Consider the following 18,951-nt stretch of genomic DNA (forward strand, 5'->3'; position numbering starts at 1 on the left):
CACCTGGCGGGCGGGGCGTCGGTACAGTGCCGAGTGTTCCGCCGCGCATAAAAAAACCCGCCACGACGGGCGGGTTTTCCGGAGCGGGAAACGACTCAGGCGACTTCGCCTTCCTCGCCTTCCTTCTTGACCGGCTTGATCAGGTCTTCGCGCTTGACGCCCATCCACATGGCCAGCGCGGCGGCGACGAACACCGACGAGTAGATGCCGAACCAGATGCCGATGGTCAGGGCCATGGCGAAGTAGTGCAGGGTGGGGCCGCCGAAGAACAGCATGGCCAGCACCATCATCTGGGTCGAACCGTGGGTGATGATGGTGCGCGAGATGGTCTGGGTGATGGCGCTGTTGATGACTTCGTGCACGTCCGCCTTGCGGTACTTGCGGAAGTTCTCGCGGATCCGGTCCATGATGACCACGGATTCGTTCACCGAGTAGCCCAGCACCGCCAGCACGCCCGCCAGCACCGACAGCGAGAATTCCCACTGGAAGAAGGCGAAGAAGCCCAGGATGATGACCACGTCGTGCAGGTTGGCGATCACGCCGGCCACGGCGAACTTCCATTCGAAGCGGAAGCCCAGGTAGACCATGATGCCGATGACCACCACCAGCAGGGCCATCAGGCCGTTGTGCAGCAGTTCCTGGCCCACCTGCGGGCCGACGAACTCGACGCGGCGCAGTTCCACGCCCTGGTCGGCGGTCTTGAGCGCGGCCATGACGGTTTCGCTCTGGGTGGCCGACGTCTGGCCTTCCTGCAGCGGCAGGCGGATCATGACGTCGTGCGAGGTGCCGAAGTTCTGCACCTGGAAGTCGGTGTAGCCCAGCTTCGAGACCACGCCGCGCACGCTTTCAAGCTGCGCCGTCTGCGCGTAGTTGACTTCCATGACCGTGCCGCCGGTGAATTCGATCGACAGGTGGAAGCCGCGCGTGAGGATGAAGAAGACCGCCGCCACGAAGGTGACGAGGCTGATGATGTTCAGCACCAGCGCGTGGCGCATGAACGGGATGGTGCGGTGAATCCGGAAAAATTCCATTTTTTGCCCTGGCTATTCGGCGGCGGGCGGCGTTGCCGCCCGCGCGCATGTTCAGTTGGTCTTCGGCTTCCAGACTTCGCCGATCGAGATCGACGTGAGCTTCTTCTTGCGGCCGTACCAGAGGTTGGCCAGCGCGCGCACGCCCACGACGGACGAGAACATCGAGGTCAGGATGCCCAGGCAGTGGACCACCGCGAAGCCGCGGATCGGGCCGGAACCGAATGCCAGCAGGGCCAGGCCGACAATCAGCGTAGTGAGGTTGGAGTCGAGAATCGTGCCCCAGGCGCGCTCGAAGCCATGGTGGATGGCCTGCTGTGGCGACGCGCCGTTGCGCAACTCTTCCCGTATCCGCTCGTTGATCAGCACGTTCGAGTCGATCGCCATGCCCAGTGTCAGCGCGATGGCCGCGATGCCCGGCAGCGTCAGCGTGGCCTGCAGCATCGACAGCAGGGCCAGCAGCAGCAGCACGTTCAGGGTCAGGCCGACGGTCGAGAACACGCCGAACAGGTGGTAGTAGATGATGATGAAGACGGCGATCGCCAAGAAACCGTACAGCGTCGAATGGAAGCCCTTCGAGATGTTGTCGGCGCCCAGGCTCGGGCCGATGGTGCGTTCCTCGATGATCGACATCGGCGCGGCCAGCGCGCCGGCGCGCAGCAGCAGGGCGGTGTCGGCGGCTTCCTCGGAGCTCATGCTGCCCGAGATCTGCACCTGGCCGCCGGCGATTTCGCTGCGGATGACCGGGGCCGTGACCACTTCGCCCTTGCCGTTCTCGAACAGCAGGATGGCCATGCGCTTGCCGATGTTGTCGCGGGTGACGTCGCGGAAGATGCGCGCGCCCTTGGAGTCCAGCGTCAGGTGGACGGCGGCCTGCTGGGTCTGCGAATCGCGGCCCGGCTGGGCGTCCTGCAGGTTTTCACCGGTCAGGACCACCTGGCGGCGCACCAGGATCGGGCGGCCGTCACGGTCGGAATAGCGCTCCAGGCCGAACGGCACGGAGCCGCCCAGCAGCGCGGCCTGCGCGGCGGGCGAGTCGTCGACCATGCGGATTTCGAGGGTGGCGGTGCGGCCCAGCAGTTCCTTGGCCTTGGCCACGTCCTGCACGCCGGGCAGCTGCACCACGATGCGGTCCGAACCCTGTTGCTGGATGACCGGTTCGGCCACGCCCAGCTCGTTGATCCGGTTGTGCAGCGTGTTGATGTTCTGCTTGAGGGCCGAGTCCTGCACGCGGGTGACGGCGGCCGGGTTCAGCGCGCCCAGCAGCAGCAACTTGCCGTTTTCTTCGCTTTCGGTGAATTCCAGGTCGGGCAGGCGGCTGCGCAGCGTCGAGATGGCGCGGTCGCGATCCTGCGCGCTGGTGAAGGTGGCGGCCACGCTCATGCCCGAGCGTTCGACGCCGGCCACGTTGACCTTCTGGTCGCGCAGCACCGAGCGCACGTCGGCGGCCAGCGAGTCGTAGCGGGCGGTCAGGGCGCCCTGCATGTCGACCTGCAGCAGGAAGTGCACGCCGCCGCGCAGGTCCAGGCCCAGGTACATGGGCTTGGGGGCGAACCAGCCCATCGCGCGCATCCAGGTGGGCGAGGCCGGCAGCAGGTTCAGCGCCACGGTGTAGTGCGGGTCGCCCTGGACGGTATTGAGGGATTTGTCGATGAGGTCGCGCGCCTGCAGTTGCAGGTCGGTCGACGTGAAGCGGGCGCGCACGGTGCCGAGCGTGCCGTTCTGTTCGTAGTAGACCCCTTCATTGGGGATCTTGGCGTCGGTCAGTATCTGCTCGACCCGTTCCAGCATGGCCGGATCCACCTTGATGGTGGCCTTGGCGCTGGAAACCTGGACGGCGGGCGACTCGCCGTAGAAATTGGGAAGCGTATACAGCAGGCCGATAAAGACCGCGATCAGGACCGTAATGTACTTCCAGAGGGGATAGCGGTTCATTGCCGGCTACGTCATGTAAGAGTGGAGAAAAGGCCGCCCGGGCGGCTGGCGCGACGGGCGGCGGGGCGGCTGCCGCCGGACCCGGGGCCCGGCGGCGGAGCTCCTATGGGACGCTTACAGGGCCTTGATGGTTCCCTTGGGCAGAACGGTCGACACCGACGACTTCTGCATGATGATCTCGACCGGCTTGTCGGCCAGTTCCGAGACTTCGACGGTGACGTAGCTGTCGTTCACCTTGGTGACCTTGCCCAGCATGCCGCCGGCGGTCACGACTTCGTCGCCCTTGGCCAGGGCGGCGATCAGGTTGCGGTGTTCCTTCTGGCGCTTCATCTGGGGACGGATCATCAGGAAGTAGAGGATCACGAACATCAGGATGATGGGCAGCATGCCCATCAGCGCATTGCCTTCGGGGGCGGCCTGGGCCACGACGAGGCTGGCGGTATCGATAGCGGACATGTAATTCTCCTGCGTGTAGTCTGTTTGGGTTTGTTTATATCGTGCTGTCGCCGATCTTGTTCTGCGCCCATCCCCGCGCGAGCCATGGATAGGGCAAGCCGACTATTGTAGCGAGGTTTAAGGGCCCCCACGCCGCGCGCACGACGTGCGCTGGCTGCCCCCCGAAGGGGGCTGCCCCGCCTTGGGGCGGCCCGGCGGCGGCGCGGCTGTCCCAGCGTAGGGTTCGGCTTGTGCGCAGTGATGGGGGCGGAAACGCGAAACAAAAGTCCCTGTACGGGTTCTCCCGGTGTCGTGGACGCAAAATACCGGTTTGCAGCCAGGACGGTATCTCAATTGAGATACACTGATTCGACACGCCTTGCAGGAATAATCGCCATGCCCCAGACCTCGATGCTCCACGTCCGCGTGGACGATAAGCTCAAAGCCGACGCCACCGAAAAGCTGGCCGAATTCGGCCTGACGATTTCCGACGCAGTGCGCATTCTGCTGACGCGGGTGGCCAAGGAAGGCGGCCTGCCCGCCGGGCTGACCACCGATGCCCAGGCGCACGACGCGTGGTTCCGCGCCAAAGTCCAGGAAGCCCTGGCCGACACCGGGCCGGCCGTTCCGCACCAGCAGGTCATGGATGAAGCCCAGGCGCTGATCGACCGGAAGCGCCGTGCCCGCAGTTGAGTGGTCGTCCGTCGCCAGGGCCGACCTGCTGGCCATTGTCGACTACATCTCGGATGACAATCCGGACGCTGCCCAGCGTCTGAAAGACGATATTGAAACCAAGGCGGCGCAACTGCCCGCCCATCCCGCGCTGTACCGTCCCGGCAGGATTGCCGGGACGCGGGAAATGGTCGTCCGCGCGAATTACATCATTGCGTATGCCGCGGACGCGCTCAGCGTGCGGATCTTGCGCATCCTGCATGCCGCGCAGCAGTGGCCGCCGCAGTGATCCTCACGCCGCGCCGCTGAGCGCGAACCGCGAGCGGCGCCGCCCCCGCTATTCCACCCCGCGCGCCCGATCCGCCGCGAATTGCGCGCGCCAGGCGTCGAAGCGGCCCTCGGCGATGGCCTCGCGCATTTCCTTCATGATGGTCAGGTAGAAATGCAGGTTGTGCAGCGTGTTCAGGCGCGCGCCGGTGATCTCGTTGGCGCGCTGCAGGTGGTGCAGGTAGGCGCGCGAGAAGTGGGCGCAGGTGTGGCAGGCGCAGCTCGGGTCCAGCGGACGGGTGTCGTCGCGGTACTTGGCGTTGCGGATCTTGACGTCGCCGAAGCGGGTGAACAGCCAGCCGTTGCGGGCGTTGCGGGTCGGCATGACGCAGTCGAACATGTCGACGCCGCGGCTCACGCCCTCGACCAGGTCTTCCGGCGTGCCCACGCCCATCAGGTAGCGCGGCGCCTGGGCCGGCAGCTTGGGCGTGACGTGCGCCAGGATGCGCATCATGTCTTCCTTGGGCTCGCCCACCGACAGGCCGCCGATGGCGTAGCCGTGGAAACCGATGTCCTGCAGGCCGGCCAGGGACTCGTCGCGCAGCGACTCGTACATGCCGCCCTGGACGATGCCGAACAGCGCGTTGGGGTTCTCCAGCTTGTCGAATTCCTCGCGCGAGCGGCGCGCCCAGCGCAGCGACATGCGCATAGAGCGGGCCGCTTCCTCGACGGTCGCCGGGCGGCCGTCGATCTCGTAGGGCGTGCATTCGTCGAACACCATGACGATGTCCGAGTTCAGCGAGCGCTGGATGCGCATCGATTCCTCGGGCGTCAGGAACAGGCGCGCGCCGTCGATGGGCGAGGCGAACTTCACGCCTTCCTCGGTGATCTTGCGCATGCCCTGCAGGCTGAACACCTGGAAGCCGCCCGAGTCGGTCAGGATCGGCTTGTCCCACTGCATGAAGCCGTGCAGGCCGCCATGCTTTTCCATGATTTCCGTGCCTGGGCGCAGCCACAGGTGGAAGGTGTTGCCCAGCACGATCTGCGCGCCGATGTCCTTGAGCTCGTGCGGCATCATGGCCTTGACGCTGCCATAGGTGCCCACGGGCATGAAGATGGGCGTTTCCACCACGCCGTGGTTGAGCGTGATGCGGCCGCGGCGGGCGCCGCCGTCGGTGGCGAGCAGTTCGAAATTCAGTCCGGTCATGGGGCGAGGGATTCGATGAACATGGCGTCGCCGTAGCTGAAGAAGCGATAGCGCTGGGCGACGGCGTGGGCGTAGGCGCGGCGGATCGGCTCGACGCCGGCCAGCGCCGACACCAGCATCAGCAGGGTCGACTGGGGCAGGTGGAAGTTGGTGACCAGCGCGTCGATGACGCGGTACTGGTAGCCAGGGGTGATGAACAGGCGCGTGTCGCCTTGGGCGGCGGCCAGCGGCAGGCCGGGGGCGGTGCGGCCCTCGGTCTGGGCGGCGGCCGATTCCAGGGCGCGCACGCTGGTGGTGCCGACCGCGATCACGCGGCCGCCGCGGGCGCGGGCCGCGGCGATGGCGTCCACCGTGGCCTGCGGCACGGTGAACCATTCGGCGTGCATGATGTGGTCGGCCAGATTGTCCACGCGCACCGGCTGGAAGGTGCCGGCGCCCACGTGCAGCGTGACGAAGGCGCGCTCCACGCCCAGCGCCGCCAGGCGGTCCAGGGTCGGCTGGTCGAAGTGCAGGCCGGCGGTCGGGGCCGCCACGGCGCCGGGTTCGCGGGCGTAGACCGTCTGGTAGCGGTCGTCGTCGCCGGCGTCGGCGGCGTGCGTGATGTACGGGGGCAGCGGGGTGGCGCCATGCGCGTCCAGCAGGTCCAGCACCGGGCCGGGGAAACGGATGTCGAACAGTTCGCCCTCGCGGCCCAGCACCGTGGCGTCGAAAGCGTCGGCCAGCCGCAGCACCATGCCGGCGCCGGGCGACTTGCTGGCGCGCACGTGCGCCAGCGCGCGGTCGGTGTCGGTGATGCGCTCGACCAGCACCTCGACCTTGCCGCCGGTGATCTTGTGGCCGGCCAGGCGCGCCTTGATGACGCGGGTGTCGTTGAACACCAGCAGGTCGCCGGGGCGCAGCAGCCCCTCCAGGTCGGCAAACTGGCGGTCATGCAGCTGGCTGGCGCCGTCCAGGTGCAGCAGGCGGCTGCCCGTGCGCTGGGTGGCGGGCGTCTGCGCGATGAGCTCGGGAGGCAGCTCGTAGTCGAAATCGGAAACGGTAAGGGGTTGCACGCGGATATCGGTATCAGGGGCGGGCGCGGCCAGGGCCGGCCGCCGGGCCGCCGGCAAGGGGCGGGCGGCAAAAAAAGCGAGCCGGACCCGACGGGTTGGCTCTGGACAGCTCGCTATTGTAAAGGGGCCGGCGAAAAGCGCGGCCGGACCGCCGCGATCGCCGTTGCCGGCCCAGGCCCGCCAGGAGGCCGGCGCCGCGGTGTCCGCCGCCCGCTGGCGTCAGGGAGGGGCTGGCGCCTTCAGCGTCCCCCGCGCCAGCCGAGCCGGCGCGAGCAGTCGGCCGCGGCGGCCGTCAGGGCCCGCAGTGGCGCGCCGTCCGGGGCCAGGTCGAAGCCGCCGTGCAGCCCCAGGCCGGTGATGGCGCCGGCCAGTTGGCCTTGCGCGTCCAGCACCGGCAGCGCGGCCGAGTCGATGCCATGCAGCAGATGGCCGCTGACGCAGGCGTAGCCGCGTTCCCGCGTGGCCTGCCAGCGCGCCCGCAGGGCGGCGGCGGGGTCGGCAGGATCGATGGGGGGGCGCTTGCCGGCCGCATCCGGCGGCTGGCCGGGGGCGGGATCGTCCAGCAACTGCGCGGCGTCGGCGCCTTGGCGCCGCGCCGTGTCCCATTCGGCCAGCGCGCGCGGCAGCGCCAGCGCTTCCGGCAGCCAGGCCGCGAAGACCCGCCCGGTGGCGCTGTTCAGCAGGGGCAGCACTGAGCCGACGCGCACGTTGACCGTGACCGGCAGCCGCGCGTCGCGCCACTGGACGATGGTGGGACCGTGCTGGCCCCAGACCGAGATGAAGACGGTCTGGCCGATGGCCGCGCTCAGGTCTTCCAGGCAGCCGGCCGCCAGTTTGACGAAATCCACCTCGGCCAGTGCCGCCAGCCCGGTGTGCAGGGCCTGCGGACCCAGCCGGTAGCGGGCGCTGGCCGGATCCTGCTCGACGTAGCCGCGCCGCTCCAGCGACACCAGGTAGCGGTGCGCCTTGGCGCGCGGCATGTCCAGGCTGCGGCCCAGTTCCGACACCGACACGGCGCCGCCCAGTTCGGCCAGCCGGGTCAGGACGTCCAGGGCGATTTCGGCGGACTGGATCCCGGTGCTGCTCTCTGTTGACATCAGATCGTCTCTTATTAGAATACGTGTATCACTAAAAAATACATCAACGTGCCGTGGCGGACAAACATTCGGGCCGGAAAACCGGTTCGGGGCGCGGACGGACAACGACGGAGACAAGCAATGAAGATGTCCATCTTCTCGGTGCAGGACCACTACCCCGACCAGCCGCGCAGCCTGGGCCAGCTCTATAGCCAGGTGCTGGAGCAGGCGCGCCGCGCCGAACAGCTGGGCTACGACACCTTCTGGGTGGCCGAGCACCATTTCCATGAATACGGCGCGGTGCCCAATCCGGCGGTGTTCCTGGCGGCGCTGTCGCAGCAGACGACGCGGCTGCGGCTGGGCACGGCGATCTCGATCCTGACCTTCCACAACCCGCTGACGGTGGCCGAAAACTATGCCCTGGTGGACCAGCTTTCGCAAGGCAGGCTGTCGCTGGGCGTGGGCTCGGGCTATCTGAAGCACGAGTTCGAGGGCTACGACGTCGATCCGGCCACCAAGCGCGAGCGCTTCGACGAGAACCTGATGTTGGTCGAGCGCCTGCTGGCCGGCGAGCGCGTCAGCCACGAAGGCAAGTTCAACCGCATCCACGAGGTGCGCCTGAATGTGCAGCCGGTGCAGCAGCCGGTGCCGGTCTACGTGGCGATCCTGCGCCGCGAGGCCGCGTACCACGTCGGCCGCCAGGGCCGCCGCATGCTGTTCGTGCCGTACGCGGCGGTGGACAACTTCGAAGAGATCGGCCTGATGATGCAGGACTACCGCCGCGGTCTGGCCGAGGTCGGCATCGAGGATGCGTCCGGCATGGCGGCGGTGGCGTTGCACACCCACGTGGCCGAGACCGACGCGCAGGCCCGCGAGCGCGCCGCCCGCGCCTTCGACCTGTACGTCGAGACCCGCCTGTATGCGCGCAAGCAGGTCTACGACGACATCATCGCCAGCGGTCTGTCGCTGTTCGGCTCGGCCCGCACCGTGGCCGACAAGCTGGCGCGGCTGGCCGACATGGGCCTGGACCACGTCATGAGCCTGCACAACTTCGGCCTGATGCCGCAGGACCAGGTGCTGGACTCGATGCAGCGGCTGATGGCCGAGGCCCTGCCGCTGTCGGGCGTGCGCCCGGCCAACGCGGTGCCGGCCTGACCGTCCGTCCCCGGGGAGCCGCCATGAGCGCCAGCCACGACCTCAGCCCGGCCCATCTGCGCCGGGCGCTGGGGCGCTACGCCACCGGCGTCACGGTGGTGACCGCCGCCGGCGCCGACGGACCGATCGGCCTGACCGTCAATTCCTTCGCCCCGGTCTCGCTGGAGCCGCCGCTGGTGCTCTGGAGCCTGCGCCGCGCCAGCATCCACTACGCCGACTTCACTGGCCGCGGCGGCTTCGCCATCCACGTGCTGGGGGCGCCGCAGCGCGACCTGGCGCGGGTGTTCTCGCAGCCGGTGGCCGACCGCTACGCCGGGCTGGACTGGTACGCGACCGAGGACGGCATTCCCGTGTTCGACGAATGCGCCGCCCGCTTCGAGTGCGCCACCCGCCAGGTGCTGGAGGTGGGCGACCACGCCGTGCTGATCGGCGAGGTGCGGCGCCTGCATGCCCCGGACGACCACGGCGGCGCCCTGGTTTTCCATAATGGATCCTTCCTGTCGCACCTGGGGGGTCCCGTCGTATAACGCTGTCTACGCCGTAGCGGATCGGCAAGACGCATAACGATATCCGCGCCCCAAAGGAGACACCGCATGACCCCTCGTAGCACTCTGACGGCCGCGCTGGCGGCCCTGCTGGTCGCGGGCGCCGCGCCCGCGCTGGCGCAGGTGAAGATCGGCGCCACCCTGTCCACTACCGGTCCCCAGGCCTCGCTGGGCATTCCCGAACGCAACACCATCAGCCTGCTGCCCACCGAGATCGGCGGCGCCAAGGTCGAATACGTGGTGCTGGACGACGCCTCCGACACCACCCGCGCGGTCAGCAATTCGCACAAGCTGATCTCGGAAAACCAGGTCGACCTCATCATCGGCTCGACCACCACCCCCAACACCATGGCCATGCTGGACACGGTGGCCAGCGGCGCCACCCCGGTCATCACGCTGGCCTCGTCGGCGCGCCTGATCGATCCGGTGGACGACAAGCGCCGCTGGGTCTTCAAGACGCCGCACTCCGATTCCCTGATGGCCGAGGGCATCGCCCGCCACGCCGCCGCCAGCGGCGTCAAGAAGCTGGCCTTCATCGGCTTCAACAACGCCCTGGGCGAGACCTTCTGGGTGGAAGTGGAAAAGGCCGCCAAGCAGCACGGCATCGAGATCGTCGGCAAGGAAAGCTTCGCGCCCACCGACACCTCGGCGGTGGCGCAGACGCTGAAGCTGGTCGGCGCCGCTCCCGACGCCGTGGTGGTGGGCGCCTCCGGCACGCCGGCGGCGATGCCGGCGCGGGCGCTGCGCGAACGCGGCTTCAAGGGCAAGATCTATTTCAACCACGGCGTGGCCAACAACGACTTCCTGCGCGTCTGCGGCCCGGCCTGCGACGGCGCCTGGGTGCCGGTGGGGCCGGTGATGGTGGCCGACCTGCTGCCGGACACTCATCCCGTCAAGGCCACGGCCCAGGCGTTCGCCAGGAAGTACGAGGCCGCCAACGGCCCGGGCAGCGTGTCGCTGTTCGCCGCCTACACCTGGGACATCGGCCTGCTGCTGCAGCAAGCCGTGCCGGTGGCGCTGAAGAAAGCCAAGCCCGGCACCCCGGAGTTCCGCGCGGCGCTGCGCGACGCCCTGGAGAACGTCAAGAACCTGCCGACCGCCACCGGCGTGGTCAACATGAGCCCGACCGACCACAACGGCCTGGACGAACGCGCGCTGGTCATGGCCACCGTGGCCGGCGGCAAGTGGAAACTGCAACAGTAGCGACCCCGGGCAAGGGCGGGCGGCGCGCTTTCGGCGGGCGCCGCCGCCCGTAACCGTCCCAGGTTTTGTATGCTCACGGTTTTGCAGGACGAGCAACCGGGTGGACAGGGCATGACGGGACTAGGGAAAAAGCGTGTAGGCGGGCTGCGGCAATGGCTGGCCGGTGGACTGCTGGCCCTGGCGGCCGGCACGGCCTGCGCCCAGGTGCAGGGCCTGCCGCCGAGCGTGGTCAACGCCTGGAAGGCCAGCAAACTGCCTGACAGCTCCCTGTCGCTGGTGGTGCAGGAGGTCGGCGGCCCGCGCCTGGCGGCCCTGAACGCCAAGGAAGCGCGCAACCCGGCTTCGGTGATGAAGCTGGTCACCACCTGGGCGGCGCTGTCCGAACTGGGCCCGAACTACGTCTGGCGCACCGCCTTCATGACCGAGCCGGGCGTGCGGCCCGACGCCAAGGGCGCGCTGCCGGGGCCGCTCTACCTGCGCGCTGGCGGCGACCCGCAATTCCTGATGCAGGACCTGTGGGTGCTGCTGCGCGAGCTGCGCCTGCGCGGCGTCAAGCAGATCAATGACCTGGTGGTCGACCGCAGCATCTTCGGCCAGGTCGCCACCGACCCCGGCGCCTTCGACGGCGCCCCCGACCGCGCCTACAACGCCAGCCCCGACGCCCTCATGGTGGGTTTTGGCGCCGTGCGCATCCTGTTCACCCCCGACCCCGCCGCCAACAAGTGGGTGCCGCTGATCGATCCGCCGCTGCCCGGCCTGAAGATCGAGGGCCGGGTCGAATGGAGCGACGCCCGCTGTCCGGGCGCGCCCGTGGTCAACACCGACCCGGTCATCACCCAGCAGGGCATCACCCTGCGCGTCAGCGGCAAGGTGGCCGGTTCCTGCGGCGAGTTCGACTTGTACCGGCTGGCGCTGTCGCAGACCGATTTCGCCACCGAGGTCTTCCGCCTGCTGTGGAAGGAACTGGGCGGCACCTTCAAGGGCCAGGTGCGCGCCGGCATGGTGCCGGGCGACGCCGTGGTGCTGGCCTCGCACGACTCGCCGACGCTGGCGGAGGTGATCCGCCAGATCAACAAGCGCAGCAACAACGTCATGGCGCGCACGCTGCTGCTGACCCTGGGCGCGGAAAAGGGCCGCCGGCCGGCCACCGTGGCCAGCAGCGGCGCCGTGGCCAAGGGGCTGCTGGCCAAGCAAGGCCTGGACATGCCGGAGCTGGTGATCGACAACGGCGCCGGCCTGTCGCGCGACGCCCGGGTGTCGGCCGACAGCCTGGCGTCGATGCTGACCGTGGCCTGGAATTCCCCGGTCATGCCAGAGTACATTTCATCCCTCGCGATCGCGGGGGTCGACGGCACCGTGCGGCGCCGCATGAAAGGCGACGGCACCCTCGGCATGGCCCACCTGAAAACCGGGTCGCTGCGCGACGTGCGCTCGATCGCCGGTTACGTGCTGGGCGCCAGCGGCAAGCGCTACGTGGTGGTCAGCATCGTCAACCACGAGCAGGCCGGCGCCGTGCGGGCCTTCGACGACGCCCTGATCGCCTGGCTGGCCGAACAATAAAGGTTGACGCGGCCCCCTGCATCCACCCGGTAAACCGATTACGATTCTCGGGCGTGCGCCGTATTTCCGGCGGCGCCTGAGGCGAACAACCCTGTCTATCAATAATTCTGGAGATTTACGCACATGCCCGTGCACGAAATCCGCCATCCGCTGATCCGCCACAAGCTCGGGATCATGCGTCGCGCCGACCTCAGCACCAAGAGCTTCCGTGAACTGTCGCAGGAAGTGGGCGCGCTGCTCACGTACGAAGCGTCCAAGGACCTGCCGCTGGCGCCCGCCACCGTCGAAGGCTGGTGTGGCGCCGTGCAGGTCGAGAAGATCGCCGGCAAGAAAGTCACCGTGGTGCCCATCCTGCGCGCCGGCATCGGCATGCTGGACGGCGTGCTCAGCCTGATTCCGGGCGCCAAGGTCAGCGTGGTGGGCGTGGCCCGCAACGAAGAAACGCTGGAAGCCCATACCTACCTGGAACGCCTGGTGGGCGAGCTGGACCAGCGCCTGGCGCTGATCGTCGATCCGATGCTGGCCACCGGCGGCTCCATGGTCGCCGCCATCGACCTGCTCAAGCGCGCCGGCTGCAAGGAAATCCGCGCGCTGGTGCTGGTGGCCGCGCCGGTCGGCATCGACGCGGTGCTGTCCAAGCACCCGGACGTCCACATCTACACCGCGTCCGTCGACGACGGCCTGAACGAGCATGGCTACATCATGCCGGGCCTGGGCGATGCCGGCGACCGCATCTTCGGCACCACCCAGAAGACCGACTGAGGCCTTCCCCCCGGGCGGCGTGGCCCGGACCCGCCGGCGGCGGCCATCTCCAGGCCGCGCCGGGCGGGCGCTACGCCGCCAGTCTCTGCGGCGCGCCTTCCAGGTGCTCGCCGAACCAATGCAATGACTGCGCCAGTCCCGCCACCTCGCCCACGATCAGCAGGGCGGGGGAGCGGATGGCGTGCGCCCGCGCCAAACGCGGCAGGTCTTCCAGCGTGCCGGACAGCACCCGCTGTTCGGGCCGGCTGCCGTTCTCGATCAGCGCGAACGGGGTGGCGGCGGCGCGGCCATGGCGGATCAGCCGCTGCGTCAGCAGTTCCAGCTGGCCCACGCCCATGTAGAACGCCAGCGTCTGGCGTTCGCGCGCCAGCGCCGGCCAGTCCAGGTTGTCCTCGTCCTCGCGGCAGTGCGCCGTCACCAGGCGCACCGATTGCGCATGCTCGCGGTGCGTCAGCGGAATGCCGGCATAGGCCGCACAGGCCAGCGCCGCGGTGATGCCGGGCACCACCTCATAGCGCACGCCGTGCGCGCGCAGGTGTTCCAGTTCCTCGCCGCCGCGGCCGAAGATGAAGGCGTCGCCGCCCTTCAGGCGCACCACGCGGCGGCCCAGGCGGGCGTGCTCGACCAGCAGGGCGTGGATGCGCGCCTGGGTGGCGTGATGGTCCTCGCCCGGCAGCTTGCCCACCGCGATGCGTTCGGCGTCGCGGCGCGCCAGCGACATGATGTCGTCGCTGACCAGCCGGTCGTACAGGATCACGTCGGCCTCGTTCAGCGCGCGCAGCGCCTTCAGCGTCAGCAGGCCCGGATCGCCGGGGCCGGCGCCGACCAGCACCACGCTGCCCTCGGCCGGCGCCAGCGGCTGGGCCAGGGCGGCTTGCAGCGCGGCTTCGGCGTCCTGCGGCCGCTGCTGGCGCAGCAGGCCGGCCACCGGACCGTCCAGCAGCCAGTCATAGAAGCGGCGCCGCGCGCCCAGGTCGGGGTGGCCGGCGCGGATGCGCTGGCGATAGCGTTCGGCCAGGCCGGCCAGGCGGCCCAGGCTGTGGTCGAACAGGGATTCGATGCGTTCGCGCAGGCGCCGCGCCAGCACCGGCGCCACGCCCGACGAGGAAATGGCGACGATGACCGGCGAGCGGTCGACGATGGACGGCACCTGGAACGATGACAGTTCGGGATCGTCCACCACATTGCTGAAGATGCGGCGCGCCTGCGCGGCGTCGGAGACCGCCGCGTTGACGCCGCGGTCATCGGTGGCGGCCACCGCCAGCCACACGCCATCGAGCCAGGCGGGGTCGAAACGGCCCGCCAGGTGGCGGATGCGGCCCGCGGCCAGCAGGTCCGCCAGCGCCGGCGTCAGCTCGGGCGCGCCAACGGCGACATCGGCATGGGCTTCGAGCAGGGCGAGCGTCTTGCGCTCGGCCACCGCGCCACCGCCCACGACCAGCACGGGCCGGTCTTTCAGATCGGCAAAAATCGGGAAAAGCTTCATCACGCAGCCTCGGGCGCACCCGGCAGAAGGTCAAACGATCATAGGGACCGGGTTTCATCCCCACAACTTCTGATTTCTTGAATCCATATAGCCACAACTTATTTGGCGGATCGCGTCCGCGCGTTGCGCCGGCGCAAACCATGCCTGTTCCATGCAAGTTCCATGCCCGTGAGGGGGAACGGGGCGGGCGAGGGGGAAGGGCGGCCCGCGCGCCACGAGCCGGGGCGGACGGGCCGCACATCGATGGTGCGCCGCCGCATGGGTTTACGCACCAAGTTGGATCGCGGGCCGCGTCGGGCGCGGCCGGACCGGGTCGCCCGCGGTCCGCCGCGCCGCCCTGCCCGCCCTCGTAAAACCAGGGCGCACGCGGGTGCGCGGCGGTCCGGGCGGGCCGCTTGCGGCGCGCTGGCACGCCGATTGCTTAAGGGAACATGGGCCCGCCGCGCGCGGCCGGTCCACGCCAAGCGCCGCGATCCGCGGCAGGGAACAACGACGTTCCGCAGCGCCAACGGGTTGTTCCCGATCGGCGCGCGGGACGTTTTTTTTTGCCAGGAGCCTCGTATGACGCCAGTGAAACCCCGCCTTCCCGCCGCCACGGGTCCGGATTCGACCACCGACGCCAGCCGCCGCAAGTGGCTGGCCGGCACCGCGCGCGCCGTGGCCGGCGCCGGCCTGCTGTCGCTGGTCGACCCGCTGGTGCGCGCCGGCGCCTGGGCCGCGGGCAGCGACGCCCCCGAGAAGACCGAGGTGAAGATCGGCTTCATTCCGCTGACCGACTGCGCTTCGGTCGTCATGGCCTCGGTGCTAGGCATCGACAAGAAATACGGCGTCACCATCACGCCGTCCAAGGAGGCATCCTGGGCCGCGGTGCGCGACAAGCTGCTCAACGGCGAGCTGGAGATGGCCCACGTGCTGTACGGCCTGATCTACGGCGTGCAGATGGGCGTGGGCGGGCCGAAGAAGGACATGGCCGTGCTGATGAACCTGAACCAGAACGGCCAGGCCATCACCCTATCGAACAAGCTGCTGCAGGCCGGCGCCCGCGACGGCGAGTCGCTCGCCAAGTTGATGGCGTCCGAGAAGCGCGAATACACCTTCGCCCAGACCTTTCCCACCGGCACCCACGCCATGTGGCTGTACTACTGGCTGGCCGCCTACGGCATCGACCCGATGAAGGACGCCAAGGTCATCACCGTGCCGCCGCCGCAGATGGTGGCGAACATGCGCGTGGGCAACATGGATGGCTTCTGCGTCGGCGAACCGTGGGGCGCGCGCGCCATTCTCGACAAGATCGGCTTCACCGCCGTGACCACCCAGGCCATCTGGACCGATCATCCCGAAAAGGTGCTGGGCACCAGCGCCGACTTCGTGACGCGCAATCCGAACACCGCGCGCGCCGTGACCGCCGCCATCCTGGAGGCGGGCAAGTGGATCGACGCCTCGCCCGAGAACCGCCGCAAGACCGCCGAGACCATCGCCGCCAAGTCGTACGTCAACACCGACGCCAGCGGCATCATCGACCGCATGCTGGGCCAGTACGACGACGGCCTGGGCAAGCGCTGGAGCGACGCGCATCCGATGCGTTTCTCGGGCGACGGCGCGGCCAATTTCCCCTACCTGAGCGACGGCATGTGGTTCCTGACCCAGCACAAGCGCTGGGGCCTGCTCAAGGAACATCCCGACTACCTGGCCACGGCGCGCCAGGTCAACCGCATCGACATCTACAAGCAGGCCGCGCAGGCCGCCGGCATCGCCTTGCCCGCCAGCGAGATGCGCAGTTCCAAGCTGGTCGACGGCGTGGTCTGGGATGGCAGCAACCCGGCGGCCTATGCCGACGGTTTCAAGGTCAAGGCCTGAGCGCCGCTTTGCACAGGAGAGACTCGCGATGTCTACCGTAACGAGTATGGAACGGACCGCCCCCGTGTCCGCGCCCCCCGCCGCGGCGCCACAGGCCGCGCCCTGGACCGATGCCTGGCGCGAGCGGCTGGAAGCGGCGCTGCGCGCCGTGGTCGGCCCGGTGGCCGGCTTCGCGTTGTTCGTATTGGTCTGGCAGGTGGTGGCCATGCGCATCCCCGAGATCCCCACCCCGGGCGTGACCTGGCGCGCGGCGGTGGAACTGTTCGCGGATCCGTTCTACGACAACGGCCCCAACGACAAGGGCATCGGCTGGAACCTGCTGGCCTCGCTGCAGCGGGTCGGCATCGGCTTCGGCCTGGCGGCGCTGGTGGGCATCCCGGTGGGGTTCGCCATCGGCCGCTACGCGCCGGTGCGGGCGATGTTCTCGCCCATCGTCAGCCTGCTGCGGCCGGTGTCGCCGCTGGCCTGGCTGCCGCTCGGCCTGCTGCTGTTCAAGGCCGCCAACCCGGCCGCGATCTGGGCGATCTTCATCTGTTCGATCTGGCCCATGATCATCAACACGGCGGTCGGCGTGTCGCGCGTGCCGCAGGACTACCTGAACGTGGCGCGGGTGCTGAACCTGTCGGAATGGAAGGTCACCACCAAGGTGCTGCTGCCGGCCGTGCTGCCCTACATGCTGACTGGCGTGCGGCTGTCGATCGGCACCGCCTGGCTGGTGATCGTCGCGGCCGAGATGCTGACCGGCGGCACCGGCATCGGCTTCTGGCTGTGGGACGAGTGGAACAACCTGAAGGTCGAGCACATCGTCATCGCCATTTTCGTGATCGGCATCGTCGGCCTGATCCTGGAAACGCTGCTGGTCGCGCTGGCCCGCCGCTTCACCTACACCGAGGAGTAGCGCCATGAAGAAATTCGTACGCATCGAACGCGTGGGCCAGACCTTCGCCACCCGCAAGGGCGCCTTCGTGGCGCTGCGCGACATCGACCTGACGGTGGAGCAGGGCGAGTTCATCACTCTGATCGGCCATTCCGGCTGCGGCAAGTCCACCCTGCTGAACCTGATCGCCGGCCTGACCCGTCCGACCAGCGGCGTGCTGCTGTGCGCCGAGCGCGAAATCACCGGCCCCGGCCCGGACCGCGCCGTGGTGTTCCAGAACCACTCGCTGCTGCCCTGGCTGACCTGCTTCCAGAACGTGCACCTGGCGGTGGAACGGGTCTTCGGCGCGTCGGAGAAACGCGCCCAGCTGGCCGAGCGCACCCGCGCCGCGCTCGACCTGGTGGGCCTGCTGCCGGCGCAGAACAAGCTGCCGCGCGAGATCTCGGGCGGCATGAAGCAGCGCGTCGGCATCGCCCGCGCGCTGGCGATCGAGCCGGGCGTGCTGCTGATGGACGAGCCGTTCGGCGCGCTCGACGCGCTGACCCGCGCGCATCTGCAGGACGAACTGCTCAAGATCGTCGCCAAGACCCGCACCACCACCATCATGGTCACGCACGACGTGGACGAAGCGGTGCTGCTGTCCGACCGCATCGTCATGCTGACCAACGGGCCGGCCGCGACCATCGGCGAGATCCTGCCGGTGCCGCTGGCGCGGCCGCGCGACCGGGTGCGGCTGGCCAATGACCCGGTCTACCTATCGTGCCGCGCCGCGGTGGTGGACTTCCTGCACCGGCGCCACGGCAACCCCGAGCGGACCCAGGCGCCCGTGGCCCTGGCGGCGGTGCCCGATGTCGACGCCGAGCCGGCGCGGACCGAGGGCTCGCGCGCCGTGGCCTGACGCCGGCAGCCCCCCGGGGCCGGCGCGGCATCGCGGCCGTCATCGTCCTGACACGTTCCGTCATGCGTGCGATTTGCCAACCGGTGTAGTATCAAGCCAGCCGTGCGCGGACAGCGCCGGTGCGTCCTGGATTTCTGGAGTGGCTTGTGGCATTGCGAAAATTGGCATCCCTGGTTTTGGTGAGCGGCGCGCTGGGCGCGGCCGGCGTGGCGCAGGCCGGTGTCTGCGACGCGAAGTTCATGCACGAGGGCGGCGCGGTGCAGCTGACCGGCTCGGGCAACATCGCCCTGGGCGCCGACCTGGCCTTCACCGAGGTTACGAAAAGCAATGGCGACAACTGCCGCGCCCGCGTGCAGGGCGTGGCCCGCTTCAGCTACGCGGGCCTGCCCCCGGGCAAGTCCAAGCTCGACTACCTGATGACCGTGAAGGGCGGCCAGGCCACCTTCCTCAAGTACGCCACCGCCGGCGAGGCGCCGCAGCCGTCCGAGGGCCAGTTCGACCTGCGCATGCTGGGCCTGTTCGCCTACGACGGCAAGCTCAACCCGGGGCAGAAGCTGCCCGGCTCGTCGTTCCGCCTGAAGATCGGCAAGGAAGCGCCGGTCGGCGGCCAGCCCAGCACCACGGTGCGCATCGGCGAGAAGACCGTCGGCCGCGCCACCAGCATCGGCACCGCGCTGGGCCAGCAGTCCTGCCATCCGGTCACGTACACGCGCAATTCCGATCCCACCATGGCCACCTTCCAGGGGCTGACCATCCCGATTCCCGGCATGAACACCACCGTCACCGACTGGTACTGCCCGTCGGTCAATCTGGTCATGAAGCAGGACATCGACCAGGGCGGCGTGAAATCCGCCGTTGAGATTACGCAAATCAAGTAGCACACGGTAGCAAGCCGGCCGGGCCCATCGCGGAGCGGCTGGTATGATGATTTCGTCA

General features: G+C 68.9%; 18 protein-coding genes. 11 read left to right on the forward strand and 7 right to left on the reverse strand.

Features of this window, described 5'->3' with window-relative positions:
• Positions 1-95: 95 nt before the first annotated feature.
• The 3 genes from secF to yajC all read right to left on the reverse strand — a co-directional run bounded on the left by secF (position 96) and on the right by yajC (position 3,419).
• Positions 96-1,031, reverse strand: coding sequence for a protein translocase subunit SecF (gene secF / locus AC1HFW_RS27470; protein ID WP_241073740.1), 936 nt, complete (start codon positions 1,029-1,031; stop codon positions 96-98).
• A gap of 51 nt (positions 1,032-1,082) precedes the next feature.
• A complete protein-coding gene (gene secD / locus AC1HFW_RS27475) occupies positions 1,083-2,963 on the reverse strand; it encodes a protein translocase subunit SecD (protein WP_061073597.1) in 1,881 nt (626 codons plus the stop codon).
• A 114-nt stretch (positions 2,964-3,077) separates the two neighbouring features.
• A complete protein-coding gene (gene yajC, locus AC1HFW_RS27480) occupies positions 3,078-3,419 on the reverse strand; it encodes a preprotein translocase subunit YajC (protein ID WP_006390891.1) in 342 nt (113 codons plus the stop codon).
• Positions 3,420-3,794: 375 nt separating this feature from the next.
• Between yajC and relB the strand changes: the two genes are divergently transcribed.
• Positions 3,795-4,091: a type II toxin-antitoxin system RelB family antitoxin gene (gene relB, locus AC1HFW_RS27485; protein WP_020926666.1), complete on the forward strand. Its 297-nt coding sequence runs from the start codon at positions 3,795-3,797 to the stop codon at positions 4,089-4,091.
• A complete protein-coding gene (locus AC1HFW_RS27490) occupies positions 4,078-4,359 on the forward strand; it encodes a type II toxin-antitoxin system RelE/ParE family toxin (protein WP_479285889.1) in 282 nt (93 codons plus the stop codon). Before relB ends, AC1HFW_RS27490 begins: the two co-directional genes overlap by 14 nt.
• A 48-nt stretch (positions 4,360-4,407) precedes the next feature.
• Here the strand turns inward: AC1HFW_RS27490 and tgt are convergent, their stop codons facing one another.
• From tgt to AC1HFW_RS27505, 3 genes are all read right to left on the reverse strand, one after another.
• Positions 4,408-5,544: a tRNA guanosine(34) transglycosylase Tgt gene (tgt, locus tag AC1HFW_RS27495; RefSeq protein WP_061073598.1), complete on the reverse strand. Its 1,137-nt coding sequence runs from the start codon at positions 5,542-5,544 to the stop codon at positions 4,408-4,410.
• Positions 5,541-6,596 (reverse strand): tRNA preQ1(34) S-adenosylmethionine ribosyltransferase-isomerase QueA, encoded by a 1,056-nt coding sequence (queA, locus tag AC1HFW_RS27500; RefSeq protein ID WP_479285891.1) that lies wholly within the window; start codon positions 6,594-6,596, stop codon positions 5,541-5,543. The genes tgt and queA overlap by 4 nt, the downstream gene beginning before the upstream one ends.
• A 239-nt stretch (positions 6,597-6,835) precedes the next feature.
• A complete protein-coding gene (locus AC1HFW_RS27505; protein ID WP_006390886.1) occupies positions 6,836-7,693 on the reverse strand; it encodes an IclR family transcriptional regulator in 858 nt (285 codons plus the stop codon).
• Positions 7,694-7,813: 120 nt separating this feature from the next.
• Here AC1HFW_RS27505 and AC1HFW_RS27510 point away from each other — a divergent pair, with 120 nt between their 5' ends.
• From AC1HFW_RS27510 to upp, 5 genes are all read left to right on the forward strand, one after another.
• Positions 7,814-8,827 (forward strand): LLM class flavin-dependent oxidoreductase, encoded by a 1,014-nt coding sequence (locus AC1HFW_RS27510; RefSeq protein WP_479285893.1) that lies wholly within the window; start codon positions 7,814-7,816, stop codon positions 8,825-8,827.
• A gap of 23 nt (positions 8,828-8,850) precedes the next feature.
• Positions 8,851-9,354 carry a flavin reductase family protein gene (locus tag AC1HFW_RS27515; RefSeq protein WP_061073601.1) on the forward strand — a complete coding sequence of 168 codons (504 nt, stop codon included), beginning with the start codon at positions 8,851-8,853 and terminating at the stop codon, positions 9,352-9,354.
• Positions 9,355-9,420: 66 nt separating this feature from the next.
• Complete coding sequence (locus AC1HFW_RS27520) at positions 9,421-10,575, forward strand: ABC transporter substrate-binding protein (protein ID WP_479285895.1); 1,155 nt, start codon at positions 9,421-9,423, stop codon at positions 10,573-10,575.
• A gap of 111 nt (positions 10,576-10,686) precedes the next feature.
• On the forward strand, positions 10,687-12,135 hold the full coding sequence (dacB, locus tag AC1HFW_RS27525; protein WP_479285896.1) for a D-alanyl-D-alanine carboxypeptidase/D-alanyl-D-alanine endopeptidase: 1,449 nt from the start codon (positions 10,687-10,689) through the stop codon (positions 12,133-12,135).
• A 123-nt stretch (positions 12,136-12,258) separates the two neighbouring features.
• The gene (gene upp, locus AC1HFW_RS27530) at positions 12,259-12,897 is read left to right on the forward strand and encodes a uracil phosphoribosyltransferase (RefSeq protein WP_479285898.1); all 639 of its coding nucleotides are present in this window, start codon (positions 12,259-12,261) and stop codon (positions 12,895-12,897) included.
• Positions 12,898-12,967: 70 nt separating this feature from the next.
• Here upp and cysG read toward each other — a convergent pair whose 3' ends face one another.
• A complete protein-coding gene (gene cysG / locus AC1HFW_RS27535; RefSeq protein WP_061073604.1) occupies positions 12,968-14,383 on the reverse strand; it encodes a siroheme synthase CysG in 1,416 nt (471 codons plus the stop codon).
• 561 nt (positions 14,384-14,944) lie between these two features.
• Here cysG and AC1HFW_RS27540 point away from each other — a divergent pair.
• The 4 genes from AC1HFW_RS27540 to AC1HFW_RS27555 all read left to right on the forward strand — a co-directional run bounded on the left by AC1HFW_RS27540 (position 14,945) and on the right by AC1HFW_RS27555 (position 18,893).
• Positions 14,945-16,240 carry a CmpA/NrtA family ABC transporter substrate-binding protein gene (locus AC1HFW_RS27540; RefSeq protein WP_479285900.1) on the forward strand — a complete coding sequence of 432 codons (1,296 nt, stop codon included), beginning with the start codon at positions 14,945-14,947 and terminating at the stop codon, positions 16,238-16,240.
• A 46-nt stretch (positions 16,241-16,286) separates the two neighbouring features.
• A complete protein-coding gene (ntrB, locus tag AC1HFW_RS27545; protein ID WP_006390879.1) occupies positions 16,287-17,138 on the forward strand; it encodes a nitrate ABC transporter permease in 852 nt (283 codons plus the stop codon).
• A 4-nt stretch (positions 17,139-17,142) separates the two neighbouring features.
• The gene (locus AC1HFW_RS27550) at positions 17,143-18,015 is read left to right on the forward strand and encodes an ABC transporter ATP-binding protein (RefSeq protein WP_479285902.1); all 873 of its coding nucleotides are present in this window, start codon (positions 17,143-17,145) and stop codon (positions 18,013-18,015) included.
• A 152-nt stretch (positions 18,016-18,167) separates the two neighbouring features.
• The gene (locus AC1HFW_RS27555; RefSeq protein ID WP_061073608.1) at positions 18,168-18,893 is read left to right on the forward strand and encodes a hypothetical protein; all 726 of its coding nucleotides are present in this window, start codon (positions 18,168-18,170) and stop codon (positions 18,891-18,893) included.
• Positions 18,894-18,951 lie beyond the last annotated feature (58 nt).

This window comes from Achromobacter sp. ISS7, assembly GCF_056523125.1.